A 22185-nucleotide genomic window follows, 5' to 3' on the forward strand; every position below is an offset into this window, starting at 1 on the left:
ATTTTTCCAAATTAAAGTAACTTGCGCTAATTGTCAAGATTATAAGCATGATTTTTTGCCTCAATTAAAGTTGAGGCAATAGTAGTTGAGCGCAATACCATATTCATGAGGGTTTTTTGTGAATCAGCTTCTAAACCATTTTCACAAGGACGCCGTTGAATGTAACTACCATTGGGTTGTAATTCCCATGCTAGGCGGTTATCTGCTAGCATAATTCCTAATATTTCTTGCAAATCTTTGGCAATATCTGGGTCTTGCACTGGGGTAATTACTTCGACTCGTCGATCTAAATTGCGGCGCATCCAATCAGCACTCCCAATATAAATTTCCTCCTGGCCATTGTTATAGAAGTAAAAAATGCGGGAGTGTTCTAAAAAACGACCAATAATGCTGATAATGCGAATATTTTCACTAATGTCTTTGAGTCCTGGACGCAAGCAACAAACGCCGCGAATAATCAAGTCAATTTGCACTCCGGCGCGGGAAGCTTCGTATAAAGAAGCGATGATTTGCGGATCGACTAGGGAATTCATTTTGGCAACAATGCGCCCGGAAAATCCATTTTGAACATTTTCGATTTCCCGATGAATTAGGTCTAAAAAGCGATCGCGCATATTCACCGGAGCAACTAATAATTCTCGATAAGACTTTTGTCGGGAGTAGCCGGTCAAAAAATTAAATATATCGGTGATATCAGAACCCAAGTCTTCACGACAGGTAAATAATCCTAAATCTGTATACAATCGTGCAGTTTTTGGGTTATAATTACCAGTACCGATATGCACATAGCGACGCATCCGGTCTTTTTCGCGTCGTACCACCATGACAATTTTGCTGTGGGTCTTTAGCCCAACCAAACCATAAACAACGTGAACCCCCATTCTTTCCAGACGCCTTGCCCAGTAAATATTATTTTCCTCATCAAACCGGGCTTTTAATTCCACTAGTACAGAGACCTGTTTACCATTTTCTGCAGCATCAATTAAAGCATTGACTATTGGTGAGTCACCAGAAGTCCGGTAAAGGGTCATCTTGATGGCTAGTACATTTGGATCATGGGCGGCGTGGGTAATAAAGCGGACTACAGTTGCCGAAAAGGATTGATAGGGATGGTGTACGAGTAAATCCTTTTCGCGAATGACAGCAAAAAAGTCTTTTCCTTCCTCGACTTCCGACCCATCGGAGTCGATGCTAGGTTCGCGCAGGCGTTGCAGGCGGGCTGGGACTACAGACTGACGTGGAGGGTCTTTGAGTTCGCTTAGGGGTAATGCCATAAAGTACATTAAATCCCGTAATCCCAAGAGTCCATCTACTTCATAAACATCGCTTTCTGTCAAGTCCAAATCTTGTAATAATCGCGATCGCACTGCTTGGGGAGTCTGGGATTGAATTTCTAGCCTGACGGTTGTCCCACCCATGCGCCGTTTGCGGAGTTCTTGTTCAATCGCCAACAGCAAATCATCGGCTTCATCTTCTTCTAGAGCCAAATCGGCGTCACGGGTAATGCGGAAGGGATGATATTCTTGGATATTCATGCCCGGAAATAGGGATTCCAAATTATGGGCGATCGCCTGTTCTAAAGGTACCCCAGTCCAGTTGGCTGGTTGTCCGTTGTGGTTAACTCCCAACTCTGGCGGTAAAGGTAAAAATCGCGGTAGAACTTTCGGGACCTTGACCCGCGCAAAAAATTCTTCTTCAGTTTCTGGGTTTTTGATCATCACAGCCAAATTCAGGCTGAGATTAGAAATGTAGGGAAACGGATGGCTAGGGTCAACAGCTAAGGGTGTCAGAACGGGAAATATTTGTTCTTCAAAATAGTGATCTAAATAAGTCCGCTGTTTCTGAGTCAAATCTATGTAGTCCAGAATGTGGATACCGTGATTTGTTAACAAAGGTCGCAAGACTTGCTCAAAATGCTGGTGCTGTTTGGTTACTTGGGGGCTAAGGGTAAACCTAATATCGTCTAACTGTTGTTGTGGCGTGCGTCCATCGGGAGTTAACAAGCTGACCTTGGCTTCTACCTGTTGCTTTAAACCTGCAACCCGCACCATAAAAAACTCATCTAAGTTAGAGCTGAAGATTGCCAAAAACTTGAGCCTTTCTAGCAGGGGCGTTCGCTGGTCGCAGGCTTCATGCAACACCCGGCTATTAAACTCCAACCAACTTAACTCTCGGTTGATGTAGTATTGCGGGTCACTCAGATTGATGATAGGAGTGACGCTCTTTTTCGATTTTGGCATGGTGTCCTCTGGGCAGGGGGTGCAACCCATTCAATTGGAGAATAATCAATATCTTAATTGAACAAAAATGTTTCGCGCAGTCCCCACCTAAAAATACTATAAAAATATTTACATTTTAGGTGGGGTAAGCGAAACCAGTATAAAACGCGCAGCAACAATTATTCTTTCATGCTATCATTCTAATAATTAGTTTTTGCGGTACTGTAAAAGCTTTACGGCCGGAGACATAGACCAATTTCACTAATTATTTATAACCAGTAAAAAGTCATTATATTCATAATACTTTTTACTAGGGTGTTCGTAAGCGAAAGTTCTAACGACACACTGAGAACGCCAGTAACCCTGGTAACGCTCAAGAAGTATTACAGCTTCTTAGCGCACGAATCCCCATCTATAATCTTTGATTTAGATGGGGTGCGTTCAAATCAGACTCAAAGTACCGCTGCGTCAAGGCTTGATCTAATACCAACAAGACTTACGCGGCGAGGCTATTCGTGGAGATCGGGCATTTTGGGCATTGGTTAATTTTTCTTGCTCCATAACCTAAACCCGCTCAAAACCTACGCAGTATTGAATCATAACCAATTCCAAAAATCCTAGCCACACATCGAGAATCTGTAGGGGCGCAAGGCCTTGCGCCCCCAACACTCCTCGGTTAAGTCCAAAGGCGCCAACTGAACCTTGTCTCGCTCCCACGCAGAGCATGGGAGCGAGATATAGTGGGCAGCCGCCTCAAGGACGGATGAGTTGAGGCAGAGCCTCATGATAGGCATTTCCAGCCAGAGGCTGGAAACGAGACTGCCCAAGGTTTTTAGCTTACAGCAATTTTCACTCATTTGAACCACAGATCTTCGTAGGGGCGCAAGGCCTTGCGCCCCTACCCTGTGGTCTATTTACCTGAAAATGGCTGTAAGTTGACACCAATGAAGGCCTTGCGCCCCCAACACTCCTCGGTTAAACCCAAAGGCGCCAACTCAACCTTATTGATCTATTGAATAGATATTTCAATACATGTAATGGTTGATTTGTCAATAGTATAACTCATCACATCTATCAGGGGTTATGCATAACAATGTTCAAAGTTCGGTATTTGTGCTGAGATGCTTCCGTGTTAGCAAAGTTATATTTAAAACGTAAATCGGACATAACAAGAGGAGCTTGTTAACCATGAAACTTTCAATAATCATCAAAAGCAGCGTTTGTGTATTAGGTTTGGTCAGTGCAGCAAATTTATTGGCGGCGCCTGCAAATGCAGGTCAAGCTTCTGCTCGCGCTGCTGCTACAGTTAGCAGAGCTGATGGTATAACTGAAACCGTGAGCGGTGAAGTGGTGTTACCTAGCGGTATGTATTTTAAGCCAACTACAGGAACTTTAAAAGTTACACCTGAGATAAATGGTGTGGGAGAGACTACTGAAAGCATAACATCTCTAGCCTTTGACGCAGGTGCAGTTGAGATTATATCGAACGTCACAGGTGCAAATAGTCCAAATATCGAATCAGCCATTGTCAAGATTATCGAGGGTATCAACGCTGGTACTACAGCCAGTAAATTTCAAGATATCACAGCCATTATCAAAGCAGCTGGTGGTACTAATGGCTTCGTCGGCTTAGAATAGACTGATTTTTGCCTTGTATAAAATGACAAAAGCGTGAAAACCCATCGGTTTTGAGCCGTGGGGTGAAGGGTGACTGGGAAATAATCTTTCAGACCCTGGATGGATATTGCATAGATGTAGATGTTTGGGTATTGTCGGGGCTATTGCCTACAGTAAATGGTAAATAAATGTTTACCTATATGCTAGGTATATGTATGAAAGAATTTGGTAATTCTGAATAAAGCTCCTTGGCTGACTACGCTTTAAACCTTAATGTCATGATTTGTTAAGGTTTAAAATAGGGAGCAATTAAATAATAATTGCAAAATATTATATTACTCACAACCCTGGTTTCTTTAAGAAGCTGGGGTTGTGATTTTTGCGGGAGAGGAGACATACAGCCAATACTGCGTAGGTTTTGAAAATCGCAAAGCGTGAAACCCTTGTAGAGAAGTTACATGTAACGTCTCTACATTCGTTAACCGAGCAGTATTGAGCGGGAAACGCTATATACAAATTTTTTGTAGTCTATTATACGAAGTTTTTTAGTAAATAAGAGGTATATTGCACAATCAAAACAAACAACATCAACAGTGAATAAATGATGAGTAGTCGATTGTGCCAATTATCTAAAAATATTACAAGAAGCTTTTATCTGTTAGGTTTGGTAAGTGTAGCGAATTTTATAGCTGCGCCAGCAAATGCTGATCAAGCAGTTGCGCGTGGGGCTGTGACATTAGTTTCACCTTCGGGCGCTTATCAAAGTATTAGTGGCGAAGTGTTTTTACCAAGTGGTATGTATTTTAATTCGGGAAACAATCCTACTTTAATAGTTACGCCTACGTTTAGTAATACAGGAACAACAAATGAAAGGATATCTTCTCTGTCTTTAAGAGTAGGACAAGCTACTGAAATCATAACTAATAACGCCACCTCTTTGCTTTCTAAAACTCCACAAACAGTAAATAATACAACCACAATTGAAAATACATCTGCTCTAATTCAGTCGATTACTGGTGATCAAACCCCGTTAGGGCCTATGGAATAAAGGATTTTCAGGGAATAACCACAGATACTTGTAAATGAGTAATGAGTAATGAGTAATGAGTAATGAGTTAGGAGTTAGGAGTTAGGAGTTAGGAGTGATGAGTGATGAGTGATGAGTGATGAGTGATGAGTGATGAGTGATGAGTGATGAGTGATGAGTGATGAGTGATGAGTGATGAGTGATGAGTGATGAGTGATGAGTGATGAGTGATGAGTGATGAGTGATGAGTGATGAGTGATGAGTTAGGAGTGATGAGTTAGGAGTGATGAGTTAGGAGTGATGAGTTAGGAGTGATGAGTTAGGAGTGATGAGTTAGGAGTGATGAGTTAGGAGTGATGAGTTAGGAGTTAGGAGTGGATTATTTTTTATTTTTCTTTCAACTTGTTGATTGAAGTTGTTAATATATTAATAATTCTTTCATTACTCATTACTCATTACTCATTACTCATTACTCATTACTCATTACTCATTACTCATTACTCATTACTCATTACTCATTACTCATTACTCATTACTCATTACTCATTACTCATTACTCATTACTCATTACTGATTACTCATTACTCATTACTCATTACTGATTACTCATTACTCATTACTCATTACTCATTACTCATTACTCATTACTCATTACTGATTACTGATTACTCATTACTCATTACTGATTACTCATTACTCATTACTCATTACTGATTACTCATTACTCATTACTGATTACTCATTACTCATTACTCATTACTCATTACTCATTACTCATTACTCATTACTCATTACTCATTACTCATTACTCATTACTCATTACTCATTACTCATTACTCATTACTCATTACTGATTACTGATTACTCATTACTCATTACTCATTACTCATTACTTAAAAACTATAACTACCTTGAATTCTCACGTCAAATCCATTTTCGCCTGTACCAATTTGAGCATCTAAAAATAGATTGCTGTCTGGAAGATTATACCTAAAAATACCTCCATAGTTTAGTCCCTCAACTCGACTACTTAAACCGAGATTGACTGTACTGTAGTTTTTGACATAAGCGCCAACAGAAAAATGTTGATCCAGTTTTTGCAAACTCTGAAATTGATAATAAATATCTTTACCCAGTTCGAGGCTGGTACTTATATTAAAACCGGTGCTTGTAGTAAAGTCACCATTAAAAAGTCCTAAAAATTCTCCATTACCGTTATTTTCAATAAAAGCGACAGCGGGAGACAAAGAAAAACTTAAATATCTTTCTTGATGGTTAAAGTAATAACTTAATATGGTGGAGAAAGGATTAATGCGATTGGATTCACTATTCCAATCAACTCTTAAGGATGGTACGTGAGTATTGACAGCAACAGGTCTTTTGGCTAAGTCTAACTCTACATCAGTTTTAATATAGTTAAGTAGAATTTTAGAATATATACCTAAACTGGATTCCGCCAAACCTAAATTATTATTATTAACTCCGGGTGCTGACTTGGCGTCGATATTAAACCAAGTTCCTAAGCCAACGCTATAGTTAAAATCGCCTACAGTACCTGCGGCTAATAATTCGACTGATGGTAACAATAAATAACCGTTAAAACTTTTAAAACTAAGATCGATGATGTCAACTCTGCTAAGTTCAAAATAATCGAATGCTAAATCAAATGTTCTCACTTGAACTGGCGCTATTGTATTATCTGCAGAACTAAATTGTTGGACGAATTTTTTACCATCGGAATTGGTCAAAATCACTTGGGCGCCGGAAGCTTCGTTAATAGGAGTAATCGCTGTGTTATTCAAGGGAATTTGAACTCCAATAAAACTCAGCGGACCAAATTTTTTGTTAGAAAGTCTCAGGTCGGAGAAAAATGTATCTTGTACTTGTAAAAATTTAACGTCTCTTTGAAGAAACTGAACTGAACGTTTGTAAATACCTGTTCTGATTTGAAAGATATTCGAGTCATTGGGTGTAATTTCGCTGGGAACTGTGAAAGTTCCCGATACCTGTTCTAGACCACTGTTGGAATTAGCATAAGCTAAAGTGCGATTAAGTCTGTTATTAATTTGTCTCCGTTGATCTGGTGTAGCCTTGGTAGTTAAGGGTGAAAAACCTTCTCCTTTTTTTGATTGTTCGCGAGCTGCTGCTAAACTTTGGTCAATATTATCTATTGTAATTGCTTCAAAAATTCCACCTAATGCTAGCCCTAAAGTAGAATTAGCTGTTTGGGTGGAATCAATAGTAGCATCGGCGAAATTAGCTGTGATTGATAATCCTGGACTAGAAAAAATATTAGAATAAGTAGCACTAATTTTGTCGGCGTCATATTGAACAATGCTGCGATTGTGCGGTACATTTACATACAATCTTTGCCAATCATAAGTTTTTTCTGTATCAGATAAAGTTTTAACTATGGGTGTTCTTTTACCTAGAGATATCCAAAATAAAGAATTGAGATAATGTAAATCTCTCTCCAGGGGAGTGAGGAAAGGATTAACTGCTATATTCAACAAATCATAATTATCAAATTTGCTAGGTTGAGCAATTTTAATTCCTGGTGCTGAAGATACAGGAGCCTTAAATCCAAAGCCTTCGCCTGTTGATGGATCTCCCCAGAAAATACCAGCGGCTTCTAAGACTGAATTAGGGATAATTTCTCCTTTTTTAAGTTGGACATTTCCCCCATCTAATATAGGTTTTAGATCTGTAGTAGGATAGGCTTGTAAAATTTGAGGAGAATTGCTAGCTTCTAAGGCTTGAAATAAAGCTTGACCACCATCAGGACTTAAGGTGGAACCACTACCAATAACTGGTACAGTATTTTTGAGAACAGTAACATTAGGATCTTGGAGATTAACTCCACTATTAATCACAACTTGACCAGCAGGTATACCTTCAGGATTAATCAGTTGTCCTGCTATGGAAACTATGGAAAAATCGTTATTGGTTGTAACGCCTCCAATTAAATCTTTAAAATCTACGGGTAAACTTACGATATATTGTAAGCCCCAAAATCCTTGAGTTGATCTCATGGTTTGGGTAAGGGAACTCTCATTAGTTTTCCCTTGATAAAAGATACCTGCTTGTAACCCCTGAGTTTCAAACACTAATCTATTGTTATTGAGCAACCAGTAAAACTGGTCATTTTTAGGAAAAATACCAAAGGTAAATTTATTGACAATTAAATTGTCTTCGGAAGATTGAAAATTCAGGTCTGTATTTATATAATTTTCATTTTTATCTGGTTTAAATTGTTGAGGAGAGAAAGTTAAATTATCTGTTGGATTAACGATCCAAGGATATTTATTGGCACTTGATGTCAAAGAATAAAGAATTATTTTTTGTTGTATATTTTCCTTGATTTTAGATTGGCGGAGTTTTTGAATTAAGATTTTTTGGCTTTCTGTATATGGCTTTCTTTGTGGTTTATTTGTTACGGGTGGTTTAGTTATATCTGCTTCAGGTTCATTATCATCCTGACTCGGTGGCTTGGGAGGTTTTATTTTAAAATCTTCAATTGGGATAACATCACTTATTGTGAATTCAGGTAAAGCTTCTGTTTCTACTGAAGGTGTAACATTTTTTAAATTCTGTGACAAAAATCCTGGATTTTGTCCGTTATATAATTGCTCGAATACAGGTTTTGTCGTCGAGTCTATTTGTGGATTTAAAATTTCATAATTATTCACATTGTGATTTTCTACCTCTGAAGCGATCGCAGATGAAGCAGATGATATTTTTGTTGTTAAAACACTAGGTAATAGCAACCACAAAAAAATATTTTCTCTTGTTATATCGCCTTTCATGTTTAATACTTAAAAAAAACGTTATTCCCATAGGGTTCGGTTAAGCTCAAAAAATAAAAGTGTGTAGGTTGAATTGAGTCTTTGCGTAACCCAACAAACCCCAAACAAAGCTGGATTAACCTTCAGCAAGCAAGCTACCTTTCTCAGCCAAACATACCAATATTCTTAACCGAACCATCCATATTGAAGGTTATTCTACTTTATTCGCCAATAAATAAATAACTAACTAAGTAACTAACTAAATAATTGAAGATACTATCATTGAATAGTTCCCTGAATAGCTTTATCTAGGAATACGCAAAAAGATGGCATATCTATCTATCAGCATCATTTTTTTGTGTAATGAAACTGCTAAATATCAGAGATCAATTCCTTTTTGAAAGCTAAAAAATCGGGTTAAATTTTAGCGATATGAGATGCACTAAATAAATAACTATATCGAGCAATCTCGATATAGGTAGCTAAACAAGATTAATTTTTGTAGCTTGTTGATGGATAATTAATTAGCTAAAGGTAAATTTCCTGCACCCAGACTTTACTCTCATAAACAAAATTAAACTTCCGCAAATCCACTAGAATTAAAAATTCTGACTTAAAATCATCCGTAAAAATACTTAAATCTTCTCTCACCCATTTATTTTCTCTGTAAAAAAAATGTTTCAAACTACTCGTCGTCGTCTTGCCATTTGGTACACTGCTGTCACAGCAGTCTTACTACTACTCTTTGCCAGTGGAGTGTATTTATATGTTCGCAGTACTCTAATTGAAAGAATTGACGATACCCTCAATCATGTAGTGGAAATAGTAGAGCGATCGCTTGTCATTGAAAAGGTTAACAGCGACCCGCATAAACTCCGCATTAATGTACAAGCTAGTTTTCGCGACAATGCTGATACCGTAGAAGATGACCACATTGACCTAGAGTGGTTTAGCTCCACAGGTCAATTACGCTGGTCAACTTTTTCTGAACCTCTCAATCTCCCCATTCACAGTAATCGGACTGGTGAAACTGTCCGCGTCGTCAAAGAAGGGGGAGATGGGGAGACAGGGAGATGGGGAGATTCAGAACTATTATTACGACAAGTAACAAAACGGGTGGAAGTTGGACGGCAAGTATTAGGATATTTACGTGTGAGCCATCCTTGGTTTGAAGTTACTAAACCCAGTCGTCAATTGATGGTTGATTTAGCGTTGGGGACTGGATTGATGGTGCTTTCTGTTGCTGCGAGTGGCTGGTTTCTTTCAGGTAAAGCAATGGAACCAGTAAGGGAATCTTACCAACGCCTCAAACAATTTACTGCTGATGCTTCCCACGAATTGAGAAGTCCTATTACTTTAATTCAAACTAATGTACAAGTCGCCCTTGCTGACTTGGAGTTAGCACAAGCAGAACCTAATATTGTTTTACACTATCGCCAACAGTTAAAGTTAGTTGAACGGCTAACCCAACGCTTGGGTAAGTTAGTCAATGACTTACTTTTTCTAGCACGTCAAGATAGTAGTATTAGCAAAGATGGCTTTTTACCTTGTCCGCTGGACGCCTTGCTAATGGAAGTGCTAGAAGAACAACAACTGTTAGCTGCGGAAAAAAAAATTACCCTTTCTTTGAAATTAGCTGATCCTCCCACTTTAGACATCAGTCCCCAATTGTTAGAGAATTGGTTTACACTTGTAGGAAACTGGGATCAACTTGTGCGGCCTATTCACCAATTTGATTAGCAACGCCTTGCAGTACACCCCAACTAATGGAAGAGTAAATGTAGAATTAGCGCGTCTAGAGGGAATAAATCGCGTCTCTGGTATCCGCTACAGCACAGCCCAGTTACAAATTAAACTGAGTGATACAGGGATTGGTATTCCCGCAGAAGCAATACCACGCTTATTTGACCGCTTTTATCGAGTAGATCCGGCGCGTACCCATAGCACAGTAAAATCCACAGAAAGTGTTACTGGTTCAGGATTAGGACTAGCGATCGCTCAAGCTATTGTTGAACATCACCAAGGTCAGATTCAAGTTGAAAGTAGTTTGGGTAAAGGTACTACTTTCACAGTCATTTTACCAATAATTTTTGAGTCTTAAGTAGGCTTCATTGGTTATTTGTCATTTGTCATTTGTCATTGGTCATTGGTCATTGGTCATTGGTCATTTGTCATTTGTCATTTGTCATTTGTCATTTGTCATTTGTCATTGGTCATTGGTCATTGGTCATTGGTCATTGGTCATTGGTCATTTGTCATTACTCATTACTCATTACTCATTACTCATTACTCTTTGTCATTGGTCATTTGTCATTGGTCATTTGTCATTGGTCATTTGTCATTGGTCATTTGTCATTGGTCATTTGTCATTTGTCATTTGTCATTTGTCATTGGTCATTGGTCATTGGTCATTGGTCATTGGTCATTGGTCATTGGTCATTGGTCATTTGTCATTACTCATTACTCATTACTCATTACTCATTACTCATTACTCATTACTCATTACTCATTACTCATTACTCTTTGTCATTGGTCATTTGTCATTTGTCATTTGTCATTTGTCATTTGTCATTTGTCATTTGTCATTTGTCATTTGTCATTTGTCATTGGTCATTACTCATTACTCATTACTCATTACTCATTACTCATTACTCATTACTCATTACTCATTACTCATTACTCTTTGTCATTTGTCATTTGTCATTTGTCATTTGTCATTTGTCATTTGTCATTTGTCATTTGTCATTGGTCATTTGTCATTTGTCATTACTCATTACTCATTACTCATTACTCATTACTCATTACTCATTACTCATTACTCATTACTCATTACTCTTTGTCATTTGTCATTGGTCATTTGTCATTTGTCATTTGTCATTACTCATTACTCATTACTCATTACTCATTACTCATTACTCATTACTCATTACTCATTACTCATTACTCATTACTCATTACTCATTACTCTTTGTCATTGGTCATTTGTCATTTGTCATTTGTCATTTGTCATTGGTCATTTGTCATTTGTCATTTGTCATTGGTCATTTGTCATTGGTCATTGGTCATTGGTCATTTGTCATTACTCATTACTCATTACTCATTACTCATTACTCTTTGTCATTGGTCATCCCCCCAATCCCCAATCCCCAATCACCAATCACCGCTTAAGTATCCGAGTCACCTGATCGCGCAATCGCAATTCTTGCTTGTTGTCTTCTAGTTTCTGCGCCAATATAATCGCCCGTTCGTAAAAATTGCGGGCTGTTGGATAATTACCTAATTGTTCATACAATTGAGCATAGGATTCAAATGATTTCAATTCTTCCCGGAGATTTTGCAATTCCTTGGCGATCGCTAAACGTTCTGCTAATAAATCAAAGGCTCGTTGATAGCGTCCAACTGAACTGTGAGCGGTGACTAAACCGTCTATTGCGCGTAAATAGTTTGTGCGATCACGGCTAGTTTTAGCTATCCGCAATGCTGCTCCATAAGTCCCGATTGTTTCCTGATAATTTCCTACCGCTAGGTAGGTATCGCCTAAATTATTCAGGGTATTAGCCTCACCAATAGGATCGCCAATTTGACGACGATAATTTAAAGCTTGTTCATACAATTTAATTGCTTTGTTAGCATTTCCCAATCTAGCAGCTACTAGACCCAAATTACTCAAAGATAGTCCTTGTCCTGGAATATTTTCGACATTGCGAGCAATGGTCAGCGCTTCATCTAATGCTTGTCCCGCTGGGATGGATTCTCCTGCTTGTAGTAGTAAAGTGCTAATATTATTGAGTGCAAAAATTTGCGATTCAAAGTCTTGATTATCACGTGCGATCGCTAACCGACGACGTAAAGCATCTTCCGCTTCTTTTAAACGCCCTAATTGGATATAAGCTTTAGCTAGCAAATCGTAAGTTGTTCCTTGTGCTTTGAGGTCGCCAATGGAGTGATAAATCTCCAAAGATTGTAAGCCAGAATCAATTGTTTTCTCGGCATATCCTGAAGCATATTGTTCTTCACCAATCCGCAGCAAACTGTCTGCCTTATCTCTAGATTCTACCAAAACTGATCTATTTGCAGGACGGTGGAGTTGTTGGGTAATGTCAGCAGCACCTGCAGTTAAGGGATTGAGTAAAACTGTAGACACTAAAAAGCAAAAAGGCAAAAACTTTAATTTGTTTTCCTGGACTAAGCTAAGGGTAGCATCATTTAAAATCCAAAATTTCCCAAATTTCAAATTCAAAAAAGTTAACCTTGGGAATATATGCCGTTGTTTCATAAAGCTTACCCCTGATATGACGATTTTAATTAGAAGGTTAGACAAGCAGTTTCAAAAAAAAAGTGATATTAACTCTATAATATTGCGTATATTCACTTAAATTAAGAAAGAGATAAATTCTCACCTAAGTAAATGACACGAATATCTCCAGGCAATTTGTCCTCTAGCATACGATATCCTTCCTGGAGAAAATTTGCTACCTCAAGCGGCGTAATATTTTCTCCTTCAGCTTGCAGATAAGCAGCAATCCTAGTTTCGCCCCAATGGAAAGTTTGAGCCATCAAGACCACAAACCGCAAAACAGGCGCTAGTTGATCCAATGCTTGTTCGACGTAGCACCACAGAGGTGGTGAAGTCGCCTTGAGAGAATAATGAATGGCTTCGGTTGGTGGTATTTTTATCTCATTAATGCAAAATGCTGTCATGTTGATCAGCCAATTTTGCAGGGTTAATGGTTCCTGACCAGCTTGAGGACGGGTTAAATCAAGACCACCGAGTTCGTAGTAGATATGTCGCCAAGTTAGCGCAAACAGATAATCGGCTTGCACAGGCGATCGCGCTGAATGGCGAATCAAAGTGTAGACTATGGGGCTATAGCGGCAAAAAATCGCCGTAAAATACTTTCCCGTATCTGGATAACGCTGAAACAGAGTTAGCAGTTCTTGGTCACTCTCATGAAACAGTGACTTAACCAGCGGGTGATGAGCTTCGGGAAAATGAGGAATTTGCACGAGCGTTGACGTTAATAGTTGTTAAAATACTCTTGGGGATGGCAGTCCCGTCGTTAATGGCATAATATTTTGATGATGGCTACTTTGTCGTTAAGGCCCAGAGTGATGGACTCTTGATACACTATAAGCAAGGACTCTATTTTAGTCTGGATCGAAAATAAGAAAAGTCGCCCCGTTATACAATCTTTCATTATTCATGGTTATAGCAGCTAGCGTGATACCCTTACTGGTTATGCCTGTTACCTTCGCCTCATTTCTGCCTTCCCTAGCCTTGGATAGCCTATTATCCACCCAAGGCATTATGGTGATGCTACTTGCAGCATACGCCGGTGCCATGTGGATGTTCCTCACCAGCGCCCCAAAAGTACATACAGTCATGGTGTCCGATTTGGAGATAGCCCGACAGTTGTATGAAGGGCTGCTTGACTTACCAGCGGCTGAAGTTCCTTTGCACTACTATTACAACTATGAGCAAACCATAGGCGCCACAGGTATCGATCCGCTTTATATGTCTACAGGCCCTAGCTTCTCTGGCAGAATGATGAACAATGCCAGTGAAGGATTATGGTATCAAATCAAGAAAAACACCCAGCTACACGTCATCACCGGAGCAAGTTTGGGGATAAAAAATCAACAACGCCACGTTTGCTTTGACCGCGACTGCTTAGAACTAATTTTAATGCGAGTTGAAACACGCGGTTTGAAGTTCAAAATTCGCAACCAAAAGCCCCTGAATTTTTTAGTTAAGGATTATGAAGGGCGCATTATTGAAGTGGCCGAGGTAGCGAGTTAAAAAAGTTAGGAGTGAACAGTTAGGTCGCCAGAAAATAATAGGACTTACGCAACTGTCATATTTTTTTCGCGGAGGTTGTCATCGCGCAGCGTGTCGCAGACAAGAGTCAAAAGTCAAGAGTTCAAAAACCCGGACTCTTGACACTTGACCCTTGACTCTTGACCTCCAAGACAATTGTTCAATTTTGACAGTTCAACATTTCTCCCAACTTCTGTAGTAGTTCTGTCGCTAAATCCTGGATTTCCATTTCTTGATTTCTCTGGTCGTTGTCATCCTGGTAACTCCCTCCACTGATGAGCCTAGCAGTTAACAAATTTTTGACAGCAAAAATCCGGTCTTCTGCTTGCGGGAAACTCATATATTTTTCCAACTTAGCTGCTATTTCTGAGATTGGTTTATCTATTAGCTGCTTTCTTACCCTGACAGCTACCCAATCATCACTTTGTAGGAACGCAATCAAAGATTCCGTAGGTGTCTGTTGCGTCTGTTCATCTTCACCCCACTTTTCTAACCAATCTCCATCTATATCTTCAAAATATATGTCTACGCAGTCCAACCCATAAGTCATCCAGTCCCTTTGGAGTTGTCGAGCTTCTTCTAAATGTTGCAAAAATTGTTCTAATCTATCTTGAGGTTCAGTTAGCCTATCTTTCCCCATGATCATTTTATGTGGTTAGTACCTAATTGCTACAAAACTTCAGACGGTAGATGACCTGATAGTAACTAGTACAGCGCGGGGTTCGTAGAGTACCCATCCAAAATTCCTGAAAAGCTTACGCTGTATTCATTTTGAATTTTGAATTTTGAATTTTGAATTTTGAATTACGCACAGCGGTACTAGACAGATGGTGATAAAGCAAAGGACGTTAAGGAATGTAAATCTCATGTTTCCTCGCAATGCACAATCGCCGACCTGAATTAGTAAAGACACTAGTATCTATTGTTACCTACGAAAGCGCAAAAAATGGTGACTGCCTAGTGCTTAGTCAAAAATGTTACTTCTTATTCCCTAGCCGCCGCTCATCATGACTAGTTACAAAGTGAATTTTAAATAAATATCTGCTCTCAGATTATCACTGTTATATAGTGAGAGGTTGACTATCCGATTTACATAATTAGTGGCAGAGGGATTGTAACTTAAGAATAATCCTCTATCTATACCCCACCGTTGGAGAGTGTTTTTCCAATGAGCAGACTTTTCTTGAGACAATTCATCAGATAGGCTTGTAAGTTGAACACACAATGGATGCTTATGCCTACTACTGACTATTATATCAGTTGCCATTGAAAAATCTGCTATATAGCACTGCCAAAAAGTGCCTTGATGATGGACAATATCGGTAGCTATAGATTTAAGCAGATTAGTATCAGGTTGATTAAACTCACCTGCCATCAGTTTTTGTTTCCATATATAAAACTTTGGATCGGTTTCGTTGAGCCATTTAGGGAACAGGTAGCTATACCAATAGCGTTCCGTTGGTGTCATCAGTTCAAAATACTGTTGCTGCTCCTCAAGGGATGTAATGGCTTGAATGTCAAGCCAAATTAGCGCATCCCTGATGATCTGTTGCAGAAAAAAGAGTACAAATCTTTTAGCGGTTAGAGAACCGGGCTTGACATCTTTAACCCAGCGATTTATCTCATCTAACCTTTTGGCTAAACAGGGGTCGATTGTAGATGCTTCTTCGATGAGGGACTTAAGTTTATCTTTAATTTCTGTAGCTTGCAAACAATATTACACCTCTAAAGCCGAATATCACGTGGGAATTTTAAGATTATTTTATAGCATTATGAAGTTAAAACCTGTAGAGAGACAAAATTTCATCGAAAGTCCTGGTAGGGGCGCAATGAGGGCGCAAGGCCTTGCGCCTCTACAGATCATTGTGGTTATATTTCAATACAGTTCAGTTAGACTCCAGTGGTATACAGTGTAGGGAACATCCAAAATCTTTTCTTCTAATGACAATTTTATTCGTGCCGTGCCCCTGCGACAATTTTCTTAACTGAACTGTATTGGGTTATATTTGAGTCCGTAGGGTGCGTCAGTACCAGTAATCTATTGACAATTAGGGGTTTCGCTGACTGACGCACCCTACAAATTGGAGTTTGTTTAATTAGAAGTCCCTAAGTAGCGGGTTCTGGGGATGAGTCAGATTTTTCTGGCTTGAGTAGGGGGAAGGCGATCGCATCCCGAATACTGGCACAATCTGTTAATAACATCACCAATCGATCAATCCCAATTCCTAAACCGCCTGTGGGTGGCATACCATATTCTAAGGCTGTCAAAAAGTCTTCATCGACGCCTTGAGCTTCCAAATCGCCAGCGGCTTTTTTAGCTGCTTGTGCTTCTAAGCGTTCTCTTTGATCTACGGGATCTGTAAGTTCTGAGAAGCTGTTAGCAGTTTCTCGCCCGACAATAAATAACTCAAAGCGTTCCACCAAACCGGGTTTAGAACGGTGAGGTTTAGCCAAGGGCGAAATTTCCACAGGGTAATCAATAACAAAGGTGGGCTGAATTAAGTTGGTTTCTACCTTTTCTTCAAAGGCTAAATTCAGTAACTTTCCTATCGATTTTACTTCATCTACACCGGGAATTCCCGCATTTTTACTAGCTATTTTTGCCTCTTCTAATGTTGGGAAAAAATTGAAATCTAAGCCTGTATATTCTTTAACTACATCGTGCATTGTTACCCGTCGCCAAGGTGGGGTCAAACTCACATTTTCACCTTGGTAGGTAATTTCTAATGTGCCAATAACCTCTTGAGCAACAGTGGTAATAATGCCCTCTGTCAACGCCATCATATCGTTGTAATCGGCGTAGGCTTGGTAAACTTCAATTGAGGTAAATTCGGGATTATGGCGAGTAGAAACCCCTTCATTGCGGAAAATTCGCCCTAATTCAAACACCTTTTCAAAGCCACCAACAATCAAGCGTTTTAGGTGCAGTTCGGTCGCAATTCGCAAATACAACTCTATTTCTAAAGTGTTGTGGTAGGTGACAAAAGGACGTGCATCTGCGCCCCCAGCCTCACTTTGTAGAACTGGCGTTTCAATTTCCAGAAAATCCCGCTGTTCTAAGTAGCGACGAATACCCGCTGTAATTTGGGCACGACGGCGGAAAGTTTGCCTTACTTCCGGGTTAACAATCAAGTCAACATAGCGCTGACGGTAGCGTTTAGCAACATCGGTCAATCCATGCCATTTGTCGGGTAAGGGTAACAGAGATTTAGTAAGAATGGTATATTGTTTGACGTAGACCGATAACTCGCCCTTTTCAGTCCGTTTTATAGTACCTTTAACTCCCAGAATATCACCTGCATCTGAAAGTTGTTTAATGTGATTAAAAGCATCAGCATCCACATCTGCCATGCTTTCTTGGATACGATTTTTGTCTAAATAAAGCTGAATAGTACCTGTTTCATCTTGCAAGGTGAAGAAAGCCAGTTTACCAAAAACGCGACGCGCCATAATGCGTCCAGCAATGGAAACTTCTATATCAACTTCTTCACCACTGGGTAATTCGGCAAATTTTTCTTGCAATTGTGCTGCGTGATGTGTTAATTCCCAACGATAGGCGTAGGGATTCAAGCCTAGCTGCTTAAGTTGTTCTACTTTTTCGAGCCTAGCGCCACGGATATCTTCTTCGGACATGGTAACGAACTAAAGAGGGCAAGATTCATTATAGATGCTAGAAAACAAATCCTTACCAATGAGCAATGACCAGTGACAAATGACGACCAAAACCAGTACGGTTCAATAGCCGAGCTATTTAGTTGATTTCGTAGGCTGCGTCAGTACCAATTCAGTACCAATAATTTCTGGTGATGTCTTGGATTTCTCGCTGCTGACGCACCCTACATGTGGGATATTTTTTTATTTGGAAGTTGCTTAATTATTTATAACTAAATTCACTTCTTGTAATGGGTTGGAATTTTGGTTAATCTCTATTGTACTAGGTTGAGCAGGCTGACCATTAACTAATAAATTATAAACCCCCGGCTGCAGTTCTTCTAAAAAGAAAATTCCCGCACCATTTGTAATCGAAACAATAGACTTTTCTGATTTTCCTGACTTAGATGGAACTGCTTCTACCTTCGCGCCTGGAACTGGGTCTTGTCCATTAACTGTAACTCTACCCGCAACTGTATAGGAAAGCTTCATCGGCACCCTAATAATAGTATAACTTCCCGCGACTACTTCCACAGCATAGGCAGATTCTAAAGGTTTTCTATTGATAGGATAACCCGCAGAATCGAGGTCAAGGCGATAAAATCCCGGAGGAAGTTTAACAAGAACTCCATTTGAGGTAAATTCAGGTTGGAAGGATTTAAGACTTTGATTATTAATGACTAACAATAAATCTGCATCTTTTATATAAATTTCTTCATTATTATCTAGTCTGTTATTCCCATTCTTATCCAAAAAAGGCTGTACAAAGATTCCCCCCTCATTGCGTAAGCGGTCAAAACGAGAATCTCCTGCACTAAGTTGAGGTTGTAAGTTTAAACTAGGAGATAATTCTATTTTGAAACTTGTTTCATTACTGGTAATTGAGACTTCCTGATAGCGTATTCCCAAGGTCAAGCCGGGAATAATCGAGGTAGATGCAGAGGCTATCAATCCGTTACCTCTAGAACCAATACCATAACCTAAATCTAATTCCCAGCGGGGTCTATATCCGTTGGATAATTTTGTTGATCGGTAACGGATTTTACTCGTAGCTAAATAATCTTCATTATTATAATTCCGAGTTTCGTAACCAATAGTCAGAGCATTTCCTAGCTGAGAAGTGCCAGAAAAGTTATAGTTAAGTTCTGTATTTGTCCCAATTTCGTTCTGGCGATGACTGAGTTGCAAATTGTCTAAGGAGGAACTTATATTCCAGCGTAAATTATTTTTATTATCAATATCGGCGCTACTAAATAGCGAAAAAGTCCGCAGAATTAGCGCCAGATTAATTCCCGCATTCAACGTATTTTCTCGACTATTACTGCTGATTTTAAAACTGACACCAGTCAAAGCTTGCCAATTTACGTCAAACCGTTGGGAAAGGCGGTCATTAAAAAAATTAAAACTTAACCGAGGCGATGGATTAAAGCTAATATTGGTGTTATAGTCCCAACCTTTATTTTTAGTTCCCATTAATAATGAAGCATTTACTCTTAAAGGCAATTTTGTAGACTGATAAAACAATTCTCCTAATCCTAATAGCGACTGGTCGTAAATTACCCCTGCACCCAAAGTTAAGTCTTCTGTTACTCCCAAACGATAAGCTACTCCACCACGCCAGTCTTTAAAGTTACCAATAAGATTATTTTGAGATTGCTGTTGACTTAAACCTGCAGAAATAATTAAACCTGAAGTTCCTTGACTTAGTTGACCTGATAAAATAGAAAATTTTGCTTCTTCGATTTTTGGTTCTGCAGTTAATTGTCCATTGGGATAGAGATAAATACGGTAGCTGTTACCACTAATTCCTCCCGTCGGGATATTTTCAAAGCGATATACTCCAGAAGAATCAACTAAAACTTCTGCAGCAACTATATTGCTAATTCCTGATTTTACAGCACTTTCCTGAATCATGAAGTACAGTAGCAGCAGTTAGCAAACCAATTTCGCAGATGCATAGGATTGATTAGATTTAAAGCAATTGCAATCAATACATCTACCATTTGAGTAGTTTTTGGAGAAAATGTTTTGATAAAAGCTTTAAGCTGTGACCACCAATGTTCAATGGGATTAAAATCTGGTGAATAAGAAGATAGATTGATGACACTGGCACCAACAGATTCAATTATGGGCGTAATTTCATCGATCTTATGGGCAAATAGGTTATCCATTATGACAACTGCACCTTTCCATAATTGAGGCACTAACAACTTTTCTATAAACACGCGAAAAGCATTACTATCCATTGAACCATCTAGTGTCATCACAGCCAATACTTTATCCATACTGATTGCGCCGATAATAGTGACTTTTTTACCTCGATAAAATGGTTTTACATCATATACTCTACTTCCTTTTTCACTACGAGCTTTTGGACGCATTAACCCAAGCAGTAAGCCTGCTTCATCCAAAAAAACCAGATTTTTCGGCTCTATATCTCTGACTTTCTCTCTGTATTCACACCTGAGCAATTGAACTCTATCGGTAGCTGCCTGACTGCTGCGAACCGTTTTTTTTTACGAGTTAGATTTAATTTTTGCAATTCTCTACACATCATGCTGGAACTCACTAGTTGCCCCTCAGTTAAGAGCCAATATTCACAATATTCAGAGAGAGTTGCATCTGGATACTTTTTTACCAATGCAACAAGTTGAGCCGCAGAATCTGCTAATACCGCTTTTTTTCTTGTCCCTTGCTTACCAGGATTAACATGTCCTTTCTCTTTATACTGTCTCAACATTTTTTGTACAAAAGCTTTACCAACACCAAAGTTTACAGCTAACTTTCTAACTGAAATATTTCCTAACTGATAAGCATTGACTATTTTTTCTCTCAGATCGACGGAATATGGTTTCATAATAATAATTTATCTATCTTACATATTGTACTTCACATTGCTGGAAAGTGCTGTAACTGTACTAAAGTTCCTGGTTTTGCTTCTCCTGTAATTGTGCGGATAATTTCGTCAGTTTGTAATCGCTGATTAGGACTAAATCCGCCTGCTGATGAAGTTGTGGGAGTAAAGCCTAACCTTTGAATAGTAGTGAATCCCCAATATGAACCTTGACCTTGATTTTGCCAAAAAGTCGGCTGAGAACCAAGAACATAATCAGCAGTAGGTGTTTGACGTAAATATTGGGCTTGATCTAGTTTCCAGGTATTTGTATCTGTTAAATCTGATTGGTTAATCCCCAAAATCCAACTTCCACCCAAAAGACTACCAATTGCGGTGAAATTACCTTGGGAGTTGATAACTTTAGAAGTTGAATTCCCCGTAGAATTAATTTGTTGTCCTATAGTAGTCAGAGTAAAAGTGGGTGCGTTAATTTTGGGTAATCCCTCAAGAATCACAGGAAGTTGTTTTTCTTCTGGCTGGTTTCCTGACAAATTCAACCAAGGGGGATTAAAAACAATCGCATAATCCACTATATTAAATTCACATTTGACTCCTAATATCGTTTGAATATCTGTAATCGATAAAACTAGTCCTAATTCCGGGTCAGTTTTTAATTCTTTGGGATTAATGCGCGTTACTAAACCAGGAGAACGCAGTTCTAGTTGACCATCTTCCAATGTCTTAACATTTAAATTTAATGCTTCCTTGACATCTTTAAAAGAGACTAACCAATTTTCAAAATCAATAGCTTCCTTACCATCTTCCGCACCCTTGACAAAAGTTGAGGTAATAACGGTTTTCTTACCCAAATTTAAACCTACTGGTAAGCGAGTAAATTTTGCAGGTTCTGCTATAGTTTGTTGAGGAATAGTTTTTGGTGTGGAGTTTTCAGCGATTGGAGAATTGGAAATTAGGAATGGTGGATAAAAATAATCTTTTGTATTAAAATAACAAATCTCACATACTTTTGGTTCTGTAATTGCAAGTATCTGTTGATTATCTAAACTCGGACTGAGTAGCATATCGGATTGAAGTACCCAAATACAGCAGATTGCAGGTAAATGAGGTACAGATATTACAATGATTTTCAGGTAAATAGACCACGCTTTTGGGGCGCAAGGCCTTGCGCCCCTACAAGGATCTGTGGTTCAAAGAAATGAAAATTGCTGTAA

At 39.0% G+C, this 22185-nt stretch carries 16 protein-coding genes and 1 pseudogene; 6 read left to right on the forward strand and 11 right to left on the reverse strand.

What is annotated here, in order from left to right; translation table 11 throughout:
* Nucleotides 1-26: 26 nt before the first annotated feature.
* Nucleotides 27-2240 (reverse strand): polyphosphate kinase 1, encoded by a 2214-nt coding sequence (gene ppk1 / locus HEQ19_18595; GenBank protein WYM01198.1) that lies wholly within the window; start codon nt 2238-2240, stop codon nt 27-29.
* Between the two features lie 1167 nt (nt 2241-3407).
* Here ppk1 and HEQ19_18600 point away from each other — a divergent pair.
* The 3 genes from HEQ19_18600 (at nt 3408) to HEQ19_18610 (ending at nt 5577) form a co-directional block, all read left to right on the forward strand.
* Nucleotides 3408-3857 carry a hypothetical protein gene (locus HEQ19_18600; protein WYM01199.1) on the forward strand — a complete coding sequence of 150 codons (450 nt, stop codon included), beginning with the start codon at nt 3408-3410 and terminating at the stop codon, nt 3855-3857.
* Nucleotides 3858-4452: 595 nt separating this feature from the next.
* Nucleotides 4453-4884 carry a hypothetical protein gene (locus tag HEQ19_18605; GenBank protein ID WYM01200.2) on the forward strand — a complete coding sequence of 144 codons (432 nt, stop codon included), beginning with the start codon at nt 4453-4455 and terminating at the stop codon, nt 4882-4884.
* 384 nt (nt 4885-5268) lie between these two features.
* Nucleotides 5269-5577 carry a hypothetical protein gene (locus HEQ19_18610; protein WYL98123.2) on the forward strand — a complete coding sequence of 103 codons (309 nt, stop codon included), beginning with the start codon at nt 5269-5271 and terminating at the stop codon, nt 5575-5577.
* Nucleotides 5578-5756: 179 nt separating this feature from the next.
* On the opposite strand, the gene HEQ19_18615 is transcribed toward HEQ19_18610, so the two are convergent.
* Nucleotides 5757-8669, reverse strand: a complete 2913-nt coding sequence (locus HEQ19_18615) for a hypothetical protein (protein WYM01201.1) — start codon at nt 8667-8669, stop codon at nt 5757-5759.
* 654 nt (nt 8670-9323) lie between these two features.
* Here HEQ19_18615 and HEQ19_18620 point away from each other — a divergent pair.
* Together HEQ19_18620 and HEQ19_18625 are read left to right on the forward strand one after the other, a co-directional pair.
* Nucleotides 9324-10749 (forward strand): annotated as a pseudogene (locus HEQ19_18620) (ATP-binding protein).
* Nucleotides 10750-10759: 10 nt separating this feature from the next.
* On the forward strand, nt 10760-11833 hold the full coding sequence (locus tag HEQ19_18625) for a hypothetical protein (GenBank protein ID WYM01202.1): 1074 nt from the start codon (nt 10760-10762) through the stop codon (nt 11831-11833).
* Here HEQ19_18625 and HEQ19_18630 read toward each other — a convergent pair.
* Both HEQ19_18630 and HEQ19_18635 read right to left on the reverse strand, forming a co-directional pair.
* Nucleotides 11806-12924: a tetratricopeptide repeat protein gene (locus HEQ19_18630; protein ID WYM01203.1), complete on the reverse strand. Its 1119-nt coding sequence runs from the start codon at nt 12922-12924 to the stop codon at nt 11806-11808. The genes HEQ19_18625 and HEQ19_18630 overlap by 28 nt on opposite strands.
* 101 nt (nt 12925-13025) lie before the next feature.
* A complete protein-coding gene (locus HEQ19_18635) occupies nt 13026-13655 on the reverse strand; it encodes a sigma-70 family RNA polymerase sigma factor (GenBank protein ID WYM01204.1) in 630 nt (209 codons plus the stop codon).
* Between the two features lie 196 nt (nt 13656-13851).
* Between HEQ19_18635 and HEQ19_18640 the strand changes: the two genes are divergently transcribed.
* A complete protein-coding gene (locus HEQ19_18640; GenBank protein ID WYM01205.1) occupies nt 13852-14448 on the forward strand; it encodes a glyoxalase-like domain protein in 597 nt (198 codons plus the stop codon).
* 178 nt (nt 14449-14626) lie between these two features.
* Here HEQ19_18640 and HEQ19_18645 read toward each other — a convergent pair whose 3' ends face one another.
* From HEQ19_18645 to HEQ19_18675, 7 genes are all read right to left on the reverse strand, one after another.
* Nucleotides 14627-15106, reverse strand: a complete 480-nt coding sequence (locus HEQ19_18645; GenBank protein WYM01206.1) for a hypothetical protein — start codon at nt 15104-15106, stop codon at nt 14627-14629.
* A 375-nt stretch (nt 15107-15481) separates the two neighbouring features.
* Nucleotides 15482-16177: a hypothetical protein gene (locus HEQ19_18650; protein WYM01207.1), complete on the reverse strand. Its 696-nt coding sequence runs from the start codon at nt 16175-16177 to the stop codon at nt 15482-15484.
* Nucleotides 16178-16572: 395 nt separating this feature from the next.
* Nucleotides 16573-18099: a lysine--tRNA ligase gene (gene lysS / locus HEQ19_18655; protein ID WYM01208.1), complete on the reverse strand. Its 1527-nt coding sequence runs from the start codon at nt 18097-18099 to the stop codon at nt 16573-16575.
* Nucleotides 18100-18336: 237 nt separating this feature from the next.
* Entirely contained in the window at nt 18337-20031 is a 1695-nt protein-coding gene (locus tag HEQ19_18660; GenBank protein ID WYM01209.1) for a carboxypeptidase-like regulatory domain-containing protein, read from the reverse strand.
* A complete protein-coding gene (locus HEQ19_18665) occupies nt 20028-20588 on the reverse strand; it encodes an IS630 family transposase (GenBank protein WYM01210.1) in 561 nt (186 codons plus the stop codon). The genes HEQ19_18660 and HEQ19_18665 overlap by 4 nt, the downstream gene beginning before the upstream one ends.
* Complete coding sequence (locus tag HEQ19_18670) at nt 20549-20974, reverse strand: transposase (protein ID WYM01211.1); 426 nt, start codon at nt 20972-20974, stop codon at nt 20549-20551. The genes HEQ19_18665 and HEQ19_18670 overlap by 40 nt, the downstream gene beginning before the upstream one ends.
* Nucleotides 20975-21006: 32 nt before the next feature.
* A complete protein-coding gene (locus HEQ19_18675; GenBank protein WYM01212.1) occupies nt 21007-22035 on the reverse strand; it encodes a hypothetical protein in 1029 nt (342 codons plus the stop codon).
* Nucleotides 22036-22185: the final 150 nt, after the last annotated feature.

The organism is Gloeotrichia echinulata CP02 (genome assembly GCA_038087035.1).
GTDB classification, from domain to species: Bacteria; Cyanobacteriota; Cyanobacteriia; order Cyanobacteriales; family Nostocaceae; genus Gloeotrichia; species Gloeotrichia echinulata.